The sequence below is a fragment of the Citrobacter sp. Cy070 genome (assembly GCF_030332245.1).
Taxonomy (GTDB): Bacteria; Pseudomonadota; Gammaproteobacteria; order Enterobacterales; family Enterobacteriaceae; genus Citrobacter; species Citrobacter youngae.
The window spans coordinates 66,077-82,590 of record NZ_JAOWIG010000073.1 but is presented as its reverse complement, the minus strand read 5'-3'; the positions used below and the strand labels follow the sequence as shown (position 1 = coordinate 82,590).

15 protein-coding genes are annotated in these 16,514 nt (G+C 51.5%); 6 read left to right on the top strand and 9 right to left on the bottom strand.

The genetic code is table 11. From position 1 onward, the window contains the following. Positions 1–116 precede the first annotated feature (116 nt). Complete coding sequence (locus OGY19_RS14000) at positions 117–1,604, top strand: MFS transporter (RefSeq protein ID WP_061067910.1); 1,488 nt, start codon at positions 117–119, stop codon at positions 1,602–1,604. Here the strand turns inward: OGY19_RS14000 and OGY19_RS13995 are convergent, their stop codons facing one another. From OGY19_RS13995 to yddG, 3 genes are all read right to left on the bottom strand, one after another. Continuing rightward, a complete protein-coding gene (locus tag OGY19_RS13995; RefSeq protein ID WP_086523677.1) occupies positions 1,605–1,985 on the bottom strand; it encodes a GFA family protein in 381 nt (126 codons plus the stop codon). A gap of 143 nt (positions 1,986–2,128) precedes the next feature. Further along, on the bottom strand, positions 2,129–3,208 hold the full coding sequence (gene ompD / locus OGY19_RS13990) for a porin OmpD (RefSeq protein ID WP_115602040.1): 1,080 nt from the start codon (positions 3,206–3,208) through the stop codon (positions 2,129–2,131). Between the two features lie 458 nt (positions 3,209–3,666). Beyond that, a complete protein-coding gene (gene yddG / locus OGY19_RS13985; protein ID WP_115602041.1) occupies positions 3,667–4,548 on the bottom strand; it encodes an aromatic amino acid efflux DMT transporter YddG in 882 nt (293 codons plus the stop codon). 286 nt (positions 4,549–4,834) lie between these two features. Between yddG and fdnG the strand changes: the two genes are divergently transcribed. From fdnG to OGY19_RS13965, 4 genes are all read left to right on the top strand, one after another. After that, positions 4,835–7,882 (top strand): formate dehydrogenase-N subunit alpha, encoded by a 3,048-nt coding sequence (gene fdnG, locus OGY19_RS13980; protein ID WP_286596659.1) that lies wholly within the window; start codon positions 4,835–4,837, stop codon positions 7,880–7,882. Positions 7,883–7,894: 12 nt separating this feature from the next. Next, positions 7,895–8,779 (top strand): formate dehydrogenase N subunit beta, encoded by an 885-nt coding sequence (gene fdnH / locus OGY19_RS13975; RefSeq protein ID WP_048211646.1) that lies wholly within the window; start codon positions 7,895–7,897, stop codon positions 8,777–8,779. Beyond that, positions 8,772–9,428, top strand: coding sequence for a formate dehydrogenase-N subunit gamma (gene fdnI / locus OGY19_RS13970; protein WP_115602042.1), 657 nt, complete (start codon positions 8,772–8,774; stop codon positions 9,426–9,428). The genes fdnH and fdnI overlap by 8 nt, the downstream gene beginning before the upstream one ends. A 128-nt stretch (positions 9,429–9,556) precedes the next feature. Then, positions 9,557–10,159 carry an inorganic diphosphatase gene (locus OGY19_RS13965; RefSeq protein ID WP_115602043.1) on the top strand — a complete coding sequence of 201 codons (603 nt, stop codon included), beginning with the start codon at positions 9,557–9,559 and terminating at the stop codon, positions 10,157–10,159. A 43-nt stretch (positions 10,160–10,202) separates the two neighbouring features. Here the strand turns inward: OGY19_RS13965 and OGY19_RS13960 are convergent, their stop codons facing one another. From OGY19_RS13960 to sra, 5 genes are all read right to left on the bottom strand, one after another. Then, positions 10,203–10,487, bottom strand: a complete 285-nt coding sequence (locus OGY19_RS13960) for a HigA family addiction module antitoxin (protein WP_048211649.1) — start codon at positions 10,485–10,487, stop codon at positions 10,203–10,205. After that, positions 10,487–10,765, bottom strand: a complete 279-nt coding sequence (locus tag OGY19_RS13955) for a type II toxin-antitoxin system RelE/ParE family toxin (RefSeq protein ID WP_048212587.1) — start codon at positions 10,763–10,765, stop codon at positions 10,487–10,489. The genes OGY19_RS13960 and OGY19_RS13955 overlap by 1 nt, the downstream gene beginning before the upstream one ends. A gap of 220 nt (positions 10,766–10,985) precedes the next feature. Beyond that, positions 10,986–12,701 (bottom strand): ABC-F family ATP-binding cassette domain-containing protein, encoded by a 1,716-nt coding sequence (locus OGY19_RS13950; protein WP_115602044.1) that lies wholly within the window; start codon positions 12,699–12,701, stop codon positions 10,986–10,988. Positions 12,702–13,010: 309 nt separating this feature from the next. Then, positions 13,011–14,708, bottom strand: a complete 1,698-nt coding sequence (gene maeA / locus OGY19_RS13945) for a malate dehydrogenase (protein WP_048211651.1) — start codon at positions 14,706–14,708, stop codon at positions 13,011–13,013. A 179-nt stretch (positions 14,709–14,887) separates the two neighbouring features. Beyond that, the gene (gene sra, locus OGY19_RS13940) at positions 14,888–15,028 is read right to left on the bottom strand and encodes a stationary-phase-induced ribosome-associated protein (protein ID WP_005126806.1); all 141 of its coding nucleotides are present in this window, start codon (positions 15,026–15,028) and stop codon (positions 14,888–14,890) included. A gap of 227 nt (positions 15,029–15,255) precedes the next feature. Here sra and osmC point away from each other — a divergent pair, with 227 nt between their 5' ends. Next, positions 15,256–15,687 (top strand): peroxiredoxin OsmC, encoded by a 432-nt coding sequence (gene osmC, locus OGY19_RS13935; protein WP_048211652.1) that lies wholly within the window; start codon positions 15,256–15,258, stop codon positions 15,685–15,687. Between the two features lie 47 nt (positions 15,688–15,734). Here osmC and OGY19_RS13930 read toward each other — a convergent pair whose 3' ends face one another. Beyond that, positions 15,735–16,505, bottom strand: a complete 771-nt coding sequence (locus OGY19_RS13930; RefSeq protein ID WP_115602045.1) for a 3-hydroxybutyrate dehydrogenase — start codon at positions 16,503–16,505, stop codon at positions 15,735–15,737. Positions 16,506–16,514: the final 9 nt, after the last annotated feature.

The following is a 16,514-nucleotide window of genomic DNA, read 5'->3' as shown; positions in this document are numbered from 1 at the left end:
CTTCCTCCCTATATTCACATTATTGCCAGTTTAACAAAAAGTTGGACATACGTTCAATTTTCCGTAGGATCGCTAAAGCTGGACATGTGTCCAGTTTCAGTTTTGTAGGGAGTTTTATGTTTCGTCAGTGGTTAACGTTAGTGATTATTGTGCTGGTCTACATCCCTGTTGCGATTGATGCAACGGTGCTGCACGTTGCCGCGCCCACGCTGAGTATGACGCTGGGTGCCAGTGGTAACGAGCTGCTGTGGATCATTGATATCTATTCTCTGGTAATGGCCGGTATGGTGTTACCGATGGGGGCGTTGGGCGATCGCATCGGTTTTAAGCGCTTGCTGATACTGGGGGGTGGGCTATTTGGTCTGGCTTCGCTGGCTGCCGCGTTTGCTCACAGTGCCGGCTGGCTAATCGCAACCCGGGCCGTGTTGGCTATTGGTGCGGCGATGATCGTTCCGGCGACGCTGGCAGGTATTCGCGCCACCTTTGCCGAACAACGTCATCGTAATATGGCGCTCGGCGTTTGGGCTGCCGTCGGTTCAGGCGGTGCAGCATTTGGTCCCTTAGTCGGTGGTATGTTGCTGGAGCATTTCTACTGGGGCTCAGTGTTCTTAATCAATGTGCCCATTGTTCTGGTGGTGATGACATTGACCGCACGTTACGTGCCGCGCCAGACTGGACGCCGCGATCAGTCGTTAAATTTTGGCCATGCGATTATGTTGATCGTGGCGATTTTACTGCTGGTTTACAGTGCTAAAACGGCGCTAAAAGGGCATATGGCGACCGGGGTTATCGTATTGACGCTGTTAACAGGAGCAGTGCTGCTGTGGAAATTTGTTCGTATTCAGCTCGCGGCCTCACGTCCGATGATTGATATGCGGTTGTTCACCCATCGCATTATCTTAAGCGGCGTGGTAATGGCGATGACTGCGATGATCACCCTGGTGGGATTTGAGCTGTTGATGGCCCAGGAATTACAGTTTGTTCACGGCTTAACGCCGTATCAGGCGGGACTGTTTATGCTACCCGTCATGCTGGCGAGTGGCTTCAGCGGCCCGATTGCCGGTATGTTGGTTTCACGGCTGGGATTGCGCTGCGTGGCAACGGCAGGTATGGCGTTGAGTGCGGTCAGTTTCTACGGTCTGGCAATGACGGATTTCAGCACTCAGCAGATCCAGGCCTGGATATTAATGGCGTTACTGGGGTTCAGTGCCGCCAGTGCGCTACTGGCCTCAACGGCGGCCATTATGGCGGCAGCCCCGGCTGAAAAAGCCGCTGCGGCGGGGGCTATCGAAACCATGGCCTATGAATTGGGGGCCGGTCTTGGGATCGCGATTTTTGGTCTCTTGCTAAGCCGTAGTTTTTCCGCATCGATTCTACCGCCTGCCGGCCTCAGTGCGCAGGATCTGGAACGTGCTTCATCGTCAATGGGTGAAGCGGTGCAATTAGCACATTCTCTTTCGCCGTCTCTTAGCGACGCGTTGCTTGCAGCTGCCAGAGAAGCATTTACCTGGTCGCACAGCGTGGCATTGAGCAGCGCTGGCAGCATGCTTATCGTATTAGCGGTAGGGATGTGGTTCAGCCTGGCAAAAGTGAACCATCAATAACTAGTGAGCTAAATGACAGGGGTAATCCATCGCTTCGACTTCTTTTCCACTCAGGCGAGCGTATTGCCCCGTCAACCGCCAGAACGCAGGCTGTGTTTCGGTATAGATTTCAGCCGCCAGAATCAGACGGCGGCGATCCACCTCATTCAGCTCCAGCAATGTCCACGGAATAAAGTAGCGGTCGCTATCGGTCAGCGTAAACCACAAGGGGCATCCACAGCCGGAACAGAAGAAACGTTCTCCGCGCGTTGATGAGGGAAAGTGCGAAGGTTCTGCTGAATCAGGGGAAAGTAGTGGATGACCGCTGGCTTCCAGATACATGGCGACACCACCGGACCATTTCTGGCACAGCGTGCAGTGGCAGGCATAGACATCAAGCATTTCGACGTTTACGGTAAAATGACTCTGTCCGCAAAGACAACGACCAGTGAACGTCTGCACGGCATACTCCTTATGACCGAGTCTACATCAAGAGAAAAAGCCAGCCCTGGATGGACTGGCTTTGTATTCAACTTACAACAAAATTAGAACTGGTAGTTCAGACCAACTGCCACGATGTTGTCAGTGCTAACACGTGCGTCAGAAGTGAATTTGTTGTCGTCCAGCAGGTTGATTTTGTAATCAACGAAGGTAGACATGTTTTTGTTGAAGTAGTAGGTCGCACCCAGATCAACGTATTCAACCAGATCCTGGTCGCCGTAAACACCCAGATCTTTACCTTTGGATTTCAGGTAAGCGATGGACGGACGCAGACCGAAGTCGAACTGGTACTGAGCAACAACTTCAAAGTTCTGCGCTTTGTTAGCAATACCGTCTACTTTACCGAACTTGGTCATGTTGCGGGTTTCAGAGTAGGTAGTTGCCAGGTAGATGTTGTTCGCATCATATTTCAGGCCAGCAGCCCATACTTCTGCGTTTTTACCGGAAGCGTAGAATTCGTTGTTGCCATTACGCATCTGGTCATCAGTACGGTCAGATTTCGCATAGGTCGCACCGATGCCGAAGCCTTCGTATTCATAAGTAGAAGACAGACCGAAACCGTCACCGTTCGCTTCAACGTCGCTGCTACGGTCGTTTTTGCCCTGATACTGAGCAGCAAAGTTCAGACCTTCAACCAGACCGAAGAAGTCAGTGTTACGGTAAGTTGCAACGCCGGTAGCACGCTGAGTCATGAAGACGTCAGTCTGGGTCCAGGTATCACCGCCGAATTCCGGCAGGACGTCAGTCCATGCGCCGATGTCGTAGGCTACGCCGTAGTTACGACCGTAGTCGAAAGAACCGTATTCAGCGAATTTCAGGCCAGCGAATGCCAGACGGGTTTTGTCTGCTTCGGAACCTTGATCTTCAGAACGGTTGCCTTTGAATTCATATTCCCACTGGCCGAAACCAACCAGTTGGTCGTTGATCTGAGTTTCGCCTTTGAAGCCCAGACGCGCGTAAGTTTTGTCACCATCGCTGCTGGTATCGTCAGAGAAGTAATGCTGAGCGTGAACTTTACCGTACAGATCCAGTTTGTTACCGTCTTTGTTATAAATCTCAGCTGCGTTTACCGCACCCGCTGCCAACAGGGTAGTCACTGCCACTGCAACTAATTTAAGTTTCATTCTAAATAATCCTTATAATTTTTTCTTGGTGTGTTTCCTAAACCATTGCTAAACGAGGCCGTTCATCAATGACGAACTATTTTTAAATGACGATGTGGTATTAGTTCAATAATAAGTTTCATAATATTGCGGAATATTTGAATTTGTGTGATCTAGATCTACATAATACAGCTGATTATATTAATATTAATATGTGACCTTTTGTTGGGATATATTTTCGGCGGGGACTATTGTGCTGGTTATGGTTTACTAATCGTTAGTAACCTATGTAAAATATATACAACCGGAGGGTTATAGGTAAACATATAATATTTTCGGCTGTTGATTAATTACCAGTTACTTAACATTTAATTAAACAAATAAAAACATAATACACAAGCGAAATGTACAATTATTATCCGTTAACTGACCAGAGTGTAGCCGGGTTCTATCTCTATGCCAGAAACCCGGCCTGATTTCTATATCCGACGTGTTGCCAGCCAGCACAGTAGTGAGCCAGCACAGACCATCAGTGCGCCTTGCCAGAACGAGAACGACAGCGGGGCGCTGAGCAATACAGCAGCCAGGGCAGAAGAAAGCACTGGGGTGAAATAAGACCCTACTGCCATGACAGTGACATTTCCGTGTAAAATTCCGATATTCCAGGCCGCATAGGCAAATCCTAGCGTTAATGCAGCCGTGAACATCTTAATGGTCACCGGTGTGCTGAAAACCATTTCTGGTTGTGGCGTCATAAAATAGTAGGCCCACAAACTTGCCGCCGTCAGTAAAACAAAAACGGTGATACCGTTAAACCCTTTCGCAAATTTATTAGTGACAGTGCAATACGTTGCCCAGATAAAAGCGCCCAAGAATGCGAGAAAATAACTCAGCGGGCTACTGGCAATGTTGCTGATAATTTCACCTGGATTTAGACCGTTCTCGCCACCTAAAACCCAGCAGACTCCGGTCAATGCGAGAATTAATCCAGGAATAATCATCCAGTTTGTTTTTTGACCATTAAATAATATAGCAAACAAAATCGTCAGACTTGGCCAGAGATAATTGACCATTCCTACTTCTATTGTCTGGTGTCGGGTAGCGGCATAGCCTAATGCCAACGCCAGGCAAATTTCATAGCTGACAAAAAGCACGCTACCGGCGATTAAATAACGAACAGGTATTTTTCTAATATTTGGAAATCCGACGGTAAATATCAGCAGCAGGCCGCTTAGCGAGAAGATCATCGCTGCGCCGCCCGCTGGCCCGAGACCTTCGCTTACCCCACGAATCAACCCCACCATCGTGCTCCACAGCACAATGGCGATGAGCCCGATTAACGTTGCTTTTTGTTTTGTCATGCTGTTTGTCTGTCCGTCGTCCTGGCAAAAATGAAGCTGAAATTTATAGCACTTTTACGTCAGCACGGCCTAACTAATTAGCTTTTAGCTAACCCCTTGTGGGTATACAGGTTACACAAACTGCACTATTTAGTAGCGGAACCGTTTCGTTATTGATTTGACGCAAAAAAAATATGGATATAGCTGTTAGTTTCGTCGCGAAGTTGTACATGTCATCTTTCAGACTGCCGCGCTGGCGCAAGGTGAAAGATGTCTTGTACGAACCCCTGTAAAAAAGAGGAAAGCAATGGACGTCAGCCGCAGACAATTCTTTAAAATCTGCGCGGGCGGTATGGCGGGAACAACAGTGGCCGCACTGGGTTTTGCACCCAAAATGGCACTGGCTCAGGCGCGAAACTACAAACTGTTACGCGCAAAAGAGATCCGAAACACCTGCACATACTGTTCCGTAGGTTGCGGGCTATTAATGTATAGCCTTGGTGATGGAGCAAAAAACGCCAAAGAGTCGATTTATCATATCGAAGGGGATCCGGATCATCCGGTGAGCCGTGGGGCACTTTGTCCTAAGGGCGCAGGATTACTGGATTACGTGCACAGCGAAAGCCGTTTACGCTACCCGGAATATCGCGCTCCCGGTTCCGACAAATGGCAACGCATCAGTTGGGATGAAGCTTTCTCCCGCATCGCAAAACTGATGAAAGCAGACCGTGACGCCAACTTTATTGAGAAGAATGAGCAGGGCGTGACGGTAAACCGCTGGCTTTCAACCGGGATGCTGTGTGCATCTGCGGCGAGTAATGAAACCGGCATGCTGACGCAAAAATTCGTGCGCTCACTCGGCATGCTGGCGGTAGACAACCAGGCACGCGTCTGACACGGACCAACGGTAGCAAGTCTTGCTCCAACATTTGGTCGCGGTGCGATGACCAACCACTGGGTTGATATCAAAAACGCTAACGTCGTAATGGTGATGGGCGGTAACGCCGCTGAAGCACATCCGGTGGGATTCCGCTGGGCGATGGAAGCTAAAAACAACAATGATGCTACGCTGATTGTTGTCGATCCCCGTTTTACCCGTACAGCGTCGGTGGCGGATATCTATGCGCCGATTCGCTCCGGCACGGACATTACGTTCCTTTCCGGCGTATTGCTGTATCTGATTGAAAATAACAAAATCAATGCTGAATACGTTAAGCACTACACCAACGCCAGCCTGCTGGTGCGGGATGATTTTGCTTTTGAAGACGGTTTGTTCAGCGGTTACGACGCCAAAAAACGTCAATATGATAAGTCGTCCTGGAACTACCAGTTCGATGAAAATGGCTACGCAAAACGCGATGAAACCTTAAGCCATCCCCGTTGCGTGTGGAACCTGCTCAAACAGCACGTTTCCCGTTATACGCCGGATGTGGTGGAAAACATCTGCGGTACGCCGAAAGCCGACTTCCTGAAAGTGTGTGAAGTTCTGGCCTCCACCAGTGCTGCCGATCGTACCACGACCTTCCTGTACGCGCTGGGCTGGACACAACATACCGTTGGGGCGCAGAACATCCGCACCATGGCGATGATCCAGTTGCTGCTCGGTAACATGGGGATGGCCGGTGGCGGCGTAAACGCATTACGCGGTCACTCCAACATTCAGGGCTTAACCGACTTGGGTCTGTTATCAACCAGCCTGCCCGGTTATCTGACGCTGCCGTCAGAAAAGCAGACTGATCTGCAAACCTATCTGGCCGCCAATACACCCAAAGCGACGCTGGCCTCCCAGGTGAACTACTGGGGCAACTATCCGAAGTTCTTCGTCAGTTTGATGAAATCTTTCTACGGCGATGCGGCACAGAAAGAAAACGACTGGGGCTTTGAATGGCTGCCGAAGTGGGATCAGTCCTACGACGTCATCAAATATTTCAACATGATGGATAGCGGGAAAGTTACCGGCTACATCTGTCAGGGCTTTAACCCGGTTGCGTCCTTCCCGGACAAAAACAAAGTAGTACAGAGCCTCAGCAAACTGAAGTATCTGGTGGTTATTGATCCTCTGGTCACAGAAACGTCCACATTCTGGCAAAACCACGGCGAATCCAACGATGTCGATCCGGCGTCGATTCAGACTGAAGTTTTCCGTCTGCCATCCACCTGCTTTGCAGAAGAAGACGGCTCGATTGCTAACTCTGGCCGTTGGCTGCAGTGGCACTGGAAAGGTCAGGATGCACCAGGTGAAGCGCGTAATGACGGCGAAATTCTGGCCGGTATTTACCATCGTCTGCGCGACATGTATCGCACCGAAGGCGGTAAAGCTGTAGAGCCTGTGCTGAAAATGAGCTGGAACTATAAGGTGCCGGACGAACCGCATTCCGAGGAAGTGGCCAAAGAGAACAACGGCTATGCGCTGGAATATCTCTATGATGCGAATGGCGTGCTGGTGGCGAAAAAAGGTCAGTTGCTCAACAGCTTTGCGCTCCTGCGTGACGACGGTACAACGTCATCCTCCTGCTGGATTTATACCGGTAGCTGGACCGAGCAGGGCAACCAGATGGCTAACCGCGATAACGCCGACCCATCAGGTCTGGGTAATACGCTGGGTTGGGCATGGGCATGGCCACTGAACCGTCGAGTACTGTACAACCGCGCTTCGGCAGACCCGCAGGGTAAACCGTGGGATCCGAAACGGATGTTGATCCAGTGGAACGGTACTAAGTGGACCGGAAACGATATCCCTGACTTCAACAACGCCGCACCGGGTAGTGGCACCAATCCGTTTATCATGCAGCCGGAAGGGCTGGGGCGTCTGTTTGCTATCGATAAGCTGGCGGAAGGGCCGTTCCCGGAACACTACGAGCCGATGGAAACGCCGCTGGGTACGAACCCGCTGCACCCGAACGTGATCTCCAACCCGGCAGCGCGTCTGTACGAAGCGGATGCCTTGCGTATGGGGACGAAGCAGGACTTCCCATACGTCGGAACCACCTATCGTCTGACCGAGCATTTCCACACCTGGACCAAACACGCACTGTTAAATGCGATTGCCCAGCCAGAGCAGTTTGTGGAAATCAGCGAAACGCTGGCGTCAGCAAAAGGTATCGGCAACGGCGACTACGTGAAAGTCAGCAGCAAGCGTGGATTTATTCGCGCAGTTGCGGTGGTCACCCGTCGTCTGCAAACCCTGAACGTCAACGGTCAGAAGGTTGAAACCGTAGGGATCCCGATCCACTGGGGCTTTGAAGGAGTCGCGCGTAAAGGCTTTATTGCCAACACCCTGACGCCGAACGTCGGTGATGCAAACTCGCAAACGCCGGAATACAAAGCGTTTTTAGTTAACATCGAGAAGGCGTAAGGGGGCGAATATATGTCTATGGAAACGCAGGACATCATCAAAAGGTCCGCAACAAACTCCATCACGCCGCCACCTCAGGCCCGTGATTACAAAGCCGAAGTCGCAAAGTTGATCGACGTTTCCACCTGTATAGGCTGTAAAGCCTGTCAGGTAGCCTGCTCAGAGTGGAACGATATCCGCGATGAAGTGGGTCATTGCGTCGGGGTGTATGACAACCCCGCCGATCTCAGCGCCAAGTCCTGGACGGTGATGCGGTTTACCGAAACCGAACAGAACGGCAAGCTGGAATGGTTGATTCGTAAAGACGGCTGTATGCACTGTGAAGATCCGGGCTGCCTGAAGGCATGCCCGTCTGCCGGAGCAATCATCCAGTACGCGAACGGGATTGTTGATTTCCAGTCAGAGCATTGCATTGGTTGCGGGTACTGTATTGCCGGGTGTCCATTTAATATTCCGCGCCTCAATAAAGAGGATAACCGCGTGTATAAATGTACGCTGTGTGTGGATCGCGTCAGCGTTGGGCAAGAACCTGCCTGCGTGAAGACCTGTCCAACCGGGGCAATACATTTCGGCACTAAGCAGGAAATGCTGGAAATGGGCGAGCAGCGTGTGGCAAAACTGAAAGCACGTGGTTATGAACATGCCGGTCTCTACAACCCGGAAGGTGTGGGAGGCACGCACGTCATGTACGTTCTACATCATGCCAACCAGCCGGAGCTGTATCACGGTCTGCCGAAAGAGCCTAAGATCGATACCTCTATCAATCTGTGGAAAGGGGCTCTGAAACCGCTGGCTGCTGCCGGATTTATCGCTACCTTCGCCGGGCTGATTTACCACTACATTGGCATCGGCCCGAATAAGGAAGTGGACGACGACGAGGAGGATCATCATGAGTAAGTCGAAAATGATTGTGCGCACGAAGTTTATCGACCGCGCCTGTCACTGGACGGTGGTGATCTGCTTCTTCCTGGTGGCGCTGTCGGGGATTTCGTTCTTCTTCCCGACTCTGCAATGGCTGACGCAAACCTTCGGTACGCCGCAGATGGGGCGTATTCTGCACCCCTTCTTTGGTTTGCTGATCTTCGTTGCGCTGATGTTCATGTTTGTGCGCTTTGTGCACCACAACATCCCGGATAAGAAAGACATCCCGTGGCTGAAAAACATTGTGGAAGTGCTGAAGGGCAATGAACACAAAGTGGCGGATGTGGGCAAATACAACGCCGGACAGAAAATGATGTTCTGGTCGATCATGAGCATGATTTTTGTGCTGCTGGTCACGGGCGTTATTATCTGGCGTCCATACTTTGCGCAGTTCTTCCCGATGCAGGTAGTGCGTTACAGCCTGCTGATCCACGCTGCGGCGGGCATTATTCTGATGCACGCTATCCTCATCCATATGTATATGGCATTTTGGGTGAAAGGATCAATTAAAGGCATGGTTGAAGGGAAAGTGAGCCGTCGCTGGGCGAAGAAGCATCACCCGCGCTGGTATCGCGATGTTGAAAAGCTGGAAGCAAAGAAAGAGAGTGAAGAAGGGGTTAAGTAAACCTGATGCTTTCTGACAACAATGGCGCTGCGGATGTAGCGCCATTTTTTTGCCAAAAAAACGTCATGTTTCTGTCATCTGCTGAACGTAAGGTGTTGTCTTTCCAATAAGAGAAGAGTTAAAAGACAATGCTTCTGGTGAAAAAATTACTCGCAGTCAGCGTATTTCTCTGTGCGTCCGCTCAGGCGCAGAATATCCTCGAATTTCCGCAACCGGAGAATAACCCGGAAGAGTTTTATGCCGTGACTGAAATCCCGGCAGGCGGGATCATAAAATATGAAACCGACGCCAAAACCGGCTTTATCATTGCCGATCGTTTCCAGTCGATGCCGGTTGCCTATCCGGCAAACTATGGCTCATTGACCCAGTCCCTGGCAGGTGACGGTGACCCGCTGGATGTGATTTTCTATACCCGGGCACCGCTGGCCCCGGGAACGCTGATCAAGTTGCGCGCGATTGGCGTGCTGAAGATGATTGATGGCGGGGAAAAGGACGATAAAATTGTCGCCGTGCCGGCCGGCAAAATTGACCCCACCTATGACGACATCAAAGAGTTGAGCGATTTGCCAAAGATCGAAGTGCAACGACTGGAGTCGTTTTTCCGCGTGTACAAAGAGTTGCCGGAAGGGCGTAAGAAAGTAGAGTTAAATGGCTTTAACGATGCGGCCACCGCGAAACAAGAGATCAAGCAGGCATGGGATGCCTGGAAAGAAAAACAGCCGAAACAGTAAATGAAATGCCGGATGGCGTTAGCGTATCCGGCATTCACTTTTATCACTGCGCTGCCAGCTTACGCAGGCGTGAAATATCCACGTTTTTTTTGGCCTCTGCCAGGCTCCAGGCATTTTGTAGGTTTAACCACATTTCGGGTGAACTGCCAATCACCACGGAGAGTTTAATCGCCATCTCAGGCGTTAGTGCCGCTTTCCCGGTTAATAGCCGACTTGCCGTTGAAGGTGCAATCTCCATCGCTCTGGCAAACTCGCGCAGGCTGACAGTGAGTTCGTCCAGCGCTTCCTGAATGATATCCCCAGGACGGGGGTGATTTGCCATCTTCATCAATGATAGTCCTCGTAGTCCAGTATGTACGCGTCGCCATTGACGAATTCAAACGTAATACGCCAGTTACCTGAAACAGAAATTGCCCATCTGCCGTCACGCTCGCCCACCAAAGGATGTAGCTGATAACCGGGCATATTGATATCTGTAACCTTGTTTGCTGCATCAATAACGGCAAGTCTATGTCGTAATCGTCGGACATGTTTTGCCATAACGCCTGATGTTCGTCCATGAAGAAACAAATCGCGCAATCCCTTGTGTCTGAAGTTCATGATCATCCGTATCATCCTTGTTCCTTCAAGAGGAACACTACCATTAATGTTCCTTTAAGCGCAACACCAGGATTGCGCTATTCAAAATTGTGCGGCGAATGCGCAGAAAGAGAAAGGGAGAAGGGGCATATCTGGAAAGCGCCATGCAAGAATTGCCAGATGGCAGGCCTACACGCGCATTTTGCTAATGTAGGCCGGATAGGCTTGCGCCATCCGGCAATAAAGATTACTCCAGTTGTGAATTCAGACGCTCAATCTCTTTACGCCATTGCGCCTGCAACAGCGGCTTTTGATGTTTCGGCTTGCGGGCGAGATCGTCGGCCAGACGTTGCTCCAGCTCGAGGAGTTGTTCCAGCAATTCATCGCTGTCACCGCGTATTTCGGCCCTCGCTTCGACCACCGTTTTGGGAACGCTCATCTCCTCAGACGTTTCCCGAATACGATCGTTGATCGCGTCCAGATCGTGCCATTCGCTAAGTTCGCCATTATCGATAAACCAGAACCTATTACAGCTTTGGCTGATAAGCTGACGGTCATGGCTGACCAGCAGCACGCCGCCGCTGAAACTTTGTAGCGTCTGCGCTAGCGCTTCTTTACCTTCCATATCCAGATGGTTGGTTGGTTCATCGAGCATCAGCAGGCTGTAGCGCGCAAGCGTAAGCCCGACAAACAGTAGCCTCGAACGCTCTCCACCGCTTAAGGTATTGATCCGCTGCTGATGGCGGACCCACGGGAAGCCCGCGCTAATCAGCGCCATCTTGCGAACATCAGGCTGCGGAGCAAACGGTTCGAGCGCATCAAACAACGTGTCGTCATCTGTGAGCTGGTGTAGCGTCTGATCGTAATACCCCAGTGTGACGCGAGAGTGCAACATCAGTGAACGCGATGCCATTTGCGACTGATATTGCTGCCAGATAAGCCGTAGCAGCGATGATTTCCCGCAACCGTTACGCCCGACAATCGCCACGCGATCGCCGCTTTTTAACCGGATACCGGCAATGGAAAACAGTGTATCTGCGTCGGGAGCAGGGGCTACAGACAGATTGGTCATCTCCAGCAAACGATCTGCACGCAGGGCATCACCCTGCAATGTTAGTGTCCACTGACTTCCTGCCGTAACTTCTGTCTGCACCTCTTTCAGGCGCTGCACCTGTTTTTCCATCTGCTTGGCCTTGCGGGAGAGATCTTCGTTGTCGTAGACCCGCCCCCAGGTTGCCAGCCGTTTGCTGCTGGCGGTAACCCGGTCTATCTCTTTTTGCTCAGCCTTGTGGCGCAGAGCATCGCTGACGTCTCTTTCTGCCAGCGCCTGACGTGCCGCGCTACAGGGCAGATCAAAGGCATGGAGAGTGCGATCGCGCAGGATCCACGTTCCGTGAGTCACCGCATCCAGCAACTGCGGGTCGTGGGAAACCACCACAAAACTGCCAGACCAGTTCTGTAAGAACTGCTCCAGCCATAGCAATGTCGGCAAATCAAGGTGGTTGCCAGGTTCGTCCAGTAGCATCAGGTCAGGGTTTCGCATTAGCGCACGCGCCAGCAGCAGGCGTGTGTGCTGTCCACCGCTCAGAGTTTGCGCAGTGAGATGCAAATTTTCCGGCGTAAAGCCCATTTCGGCAAGCAGTGCTTCAACCCGCCATTGTTGAGCCGCACGCTCATGCTCAGGAAGTTGAGCGAGAACGGCCTCCTGCAGCGTAAGCGGCAGTATATCGTCCGGCAAGTGCTGCTCCACACGGGCGAGGTGGCAGTGATTCGCCTGCGCGATTGCGCCACTGGTGGGGGCGATGGTGCCATCAAGCAGTTTTAACAGCGTGCTTTTTCCGCAGCCGTTGTAGCCGATTAGCCCAATGCGGTCGCCTTTTTTGAGGGTAAATGAGAGATCGTCGAACAGGGTGCCGAATGCCGTATCAACGTGTAAGGATTGTGCGGTTAGTAATGTGCTCATTGTTGCTTACTCAAGAGTTACAGGCGTAAAAACGCCTCGTCAAACATCGCTGACGATAACCCGGTAAGCCCGAGAGAAGGGGATTTAGATGTTAGCTTCGCTCAAGCAGAAGTTATCGCAGCACGATACCGATAACGCTTGAGCACTGGCGATCGCCAAAAGCATGTGAAACGATGAAACGTTCACAGTACAGCATAAGTATCCTCCTTTTATATTTCCGAATGTTAATCGATGGTGAAAGTGTAAACGCAAGCTACTGGATTGCGCAAGTGTTGAACACCCGGCGGCAGAGCACCGCCGGGCAAAGTGTCAAATAGAAGTACGACGGTAGTCGCGATATTCCGCCTGCCAGAAATTCTCGTCGATTGCCTGTTGCAGCGCTTCAGCGGAGGTTTTCACCGCCACGCCTTGCTGCTGGGCCATTTTACCGACGGCAAAGGCAATGGCACGAGAAACCGTCTGAATATCTTTCAGTTCTGGTAGCACCAGCCCTTCACCGTTGAGTACCAGCGGTGAGTACTGCGCCAGCGTTTCGCTGGCCGACATCAGCATTTCATCGGTGATGCGTTTGGCGCCAGAGGCTATCACGCCAAGGCCGATACCCGGGAAGATGTACGCGTTATTACACTGGGCAATCGGGTAGATTTTATCTTTCCAGGCGACCGGGGCGAACGGGCTACCGGTCGCAACCAGCGCGTTACCTTCGGTCCAGGCGATAATATCCTGCGGCGTGGCTTCAACGCGTGAGGTCGGGTTAGACAGCGGCATAACGATCGGACGCGGACAATGCTTGTGCATTTCGCGAATGATCTCTTCAGTAAACAGGCCAACCTGTCCGGAAACCCCGATCAGGATGTCAGGTTTAACGTTGCGGACCACGTCAAGCAACGACAGCACATCTTCTTGTGTATCCCAGTGCTGCAGATTTTCGCGTTTTTGCACCAGTTTGGTCTGGAAGGAGAGCAGGTTCGGCATTTTATCGGTTAACAGGCCGAAGCGATCGACCATGAACACGCGTTGACGCGCGGCTTCTTCGCTTAAACCTTCACGCTGGATTTGCGCGATGATCTGCTCGGCAATCCCGCAACCGGCGGAACCCGCCCCAAGGAAAACAATGTTCTGCTCGCTCAACTGGCTGCCGGCTGCACGGCTGGCCGCAATCAGCGTACCGACGGTAACCGCTGCGGTGCCCTGAATATCGTCGTTGAATGAGCAAATTTCATCGCGATAACGGGTCAGGAGCGGCATGGCGTTTTTCTGCGCGAAATCTTCAAACTGCAACAGCACATCAGGCCAGCGATGCTTCACGGCCTGGATGAATTCATCAACAAATTCGTAGTATTCATCATCAGTAATGCGCGGATTACGCCACCCCATGTACAGCGGATCGTTCAGCAATTGCTGGTTGTTGGTCCCGACGTCAAGTACCACCGGCAGGGTGTAAGCCGGACTAATCCCGCCACACGCGGTATACAGCGACAGCTTACCGATTGGAATCCCCATCCCGCCGATCCCCTGATCGCCAAGACCCAAAATACGCTCCCCATCGGTGACGACGATAACCTTGATATTGTGGTTCGGGACGTTTTGCAGAATATCGTCCATGTTGTGACGGTTCTGATACGAGATAAACACGCCGCGGGCGCGACGATAGATCTCAGAGAAACGCTCACAGGCCGCGCCTACCGTTGGGGTGTAGATAACCGGCATCATCTCATCAAGATGATTATGCACCAGTCGATAGAACAGGGTTTCGTTGGTATCCTGGATGTTGCGCAGGTAAATATGTTTATCGATTTCGGTTTTGAATCCCTGATATTGGATCCAGGCACGTTCAGCCTGTTCTTCAATCGTCTCGACCACTTCCGGCAGTAACCCCAGCAGGTTGAAGTTACGGCGTTCTTCCACACTGAAAGCACTCCCTTTATTCAGTAAAGGGAATTCCAGCAGTACCGGGCCAGCGTAAGGGATGTAAAGGGAACGCAGTTTTTTAGTTTCGTTTTCCATGTCACTCACTCTTTTTTGAATAACCGTCCCTGGCACTCTTTATGATCGTATAGGGCCTGTCCGCCAGGGAAACGGGCGAAGTATAAAGCATTGTGAATGGGTTAAGGGGTTTTATAAGCAAAAACACCACTGCGGTTGCAATGGTGTTTATCTCGTTAATCAGTATGTCGTGCGGGAAACTATTTGCTGTCAGCGCGGCGTTTTCTTCCGGTAGGATTGTTGACCACGCTGGATTTGTCGCCTTCGGTCACGACTTTACGTTGATTGGAGATTTTGTGGTCCAGTCCAAGAATATGACGGGCCTGACGGTTCGATTTCATTCTAACTCCTTAATCCTGTTACTGGTTTCAAGGGCGAGCCCGCGTAAGAACGGACGAAATACAACCTGACAAAAAGCCGATGAGTAAACTAACGGCTCTCTGGATGGTCGGTCATTTTATCTGAAAGGTCAATGCTTAAGCAGGAAATGCAGAACTTTCCATTATGGTCATGCATTTTCCCATGAGGCCTATACTTGTTACTCCGATGACAACACAGGAGAGCGGTAATGACTATCCATAAGAAAGGTCAGGCCCACTGGGAAGGCGACATTAAACGCGGTAAAGGGACCGTGTCGACCGAAAGTGGCGTACTTAACCAGCAACCGTATGGATTTAATACACGTTTTGAAGGCGTCAAAGGCACTAACCCTGAAGAGTTGATTGGCGCAGCACATGCTGCCTGCTTCTCGATGGCACTGTCGTTGATGCTGGGCGAAGCAGGTTTTACGCCAGATGCCATTGATACAACTGCCGATGTTTCTCTGGATAAAGTGGATGCCGGGTTTGCTATCACCAAAGTGGCGTTACACAGCCAGGTGAGCGTTCCGGGGATAGACGCCGCTACGTTTGACGGCATTATTCAGAAAGCGAAAGCCGGATGCCCGGTGTCGCAGGTTCTGAAAGCGGAAATTACGCTGGATTATCAATTGAAATCTTAGTAATGGCGTGCCGGATGCGACCACGTCTTATCCGGCACCCGAGGGTATTACTGCGCCACCCAGCCGCCATCCATATTCCACGCTACGCCGCGCACCTGCGCTGCGCCGTCTGAGCACAGAAATAGCGCCAGCTCACCCAACTGTTCCGGCGTGACAAATTCGCGTGACGGCTGCTTTTCCGCCAGCAGAGCGTCACGCGCCGCAGTGGGCTCTGCACCATCAGCAATACGTTTGTCGATCTGCTGTTGGACCAGCGGGGTCAACACCCAGCCAGGACACAGTGCATTGCAGGTGATTCCCGTCTGCGCGGTTTCAAGCGCAATGGTTTTGGTTAAACCCACCACGCCATGCTTCGCTGCCACATAAGCAGATTTGTCTTTTGAGGCCACCAGACCATGAACAGAGGCGATATTGATGATGCGTCCCCAGTTACGCGTACGCATGCCGGGAAGCGCCAGGCGCGTGGTATGAAAAACAGAAGAGAGGTTAATGGCGATAATCGCGTTCCACTTATCAACCGGAAAAGTCTCTACCGGTGAAACGTGCTGGATCCCGGCATTGTTGACCAGAATATCCACACCACCGAATTCGCTTTCGGCATAACGCATCATGTCGGCAATTTGCGCTTCATCGCTTAAGTCCGCACCATGATAGCCTGGCGTTTTGCCATATTGCGCAACGGCATCTTTGGCGGCATCGACATCACCAAATCCGTTAAGGATCAGCGTCGCGCCCGCCTGCGCCAGTACCTGCGCGATGCCTAATCCGATACCGCTGGTAGAGCCGGTAACCAGGGCAACTTTTCCCGTTAAGTTCATGATGATTCT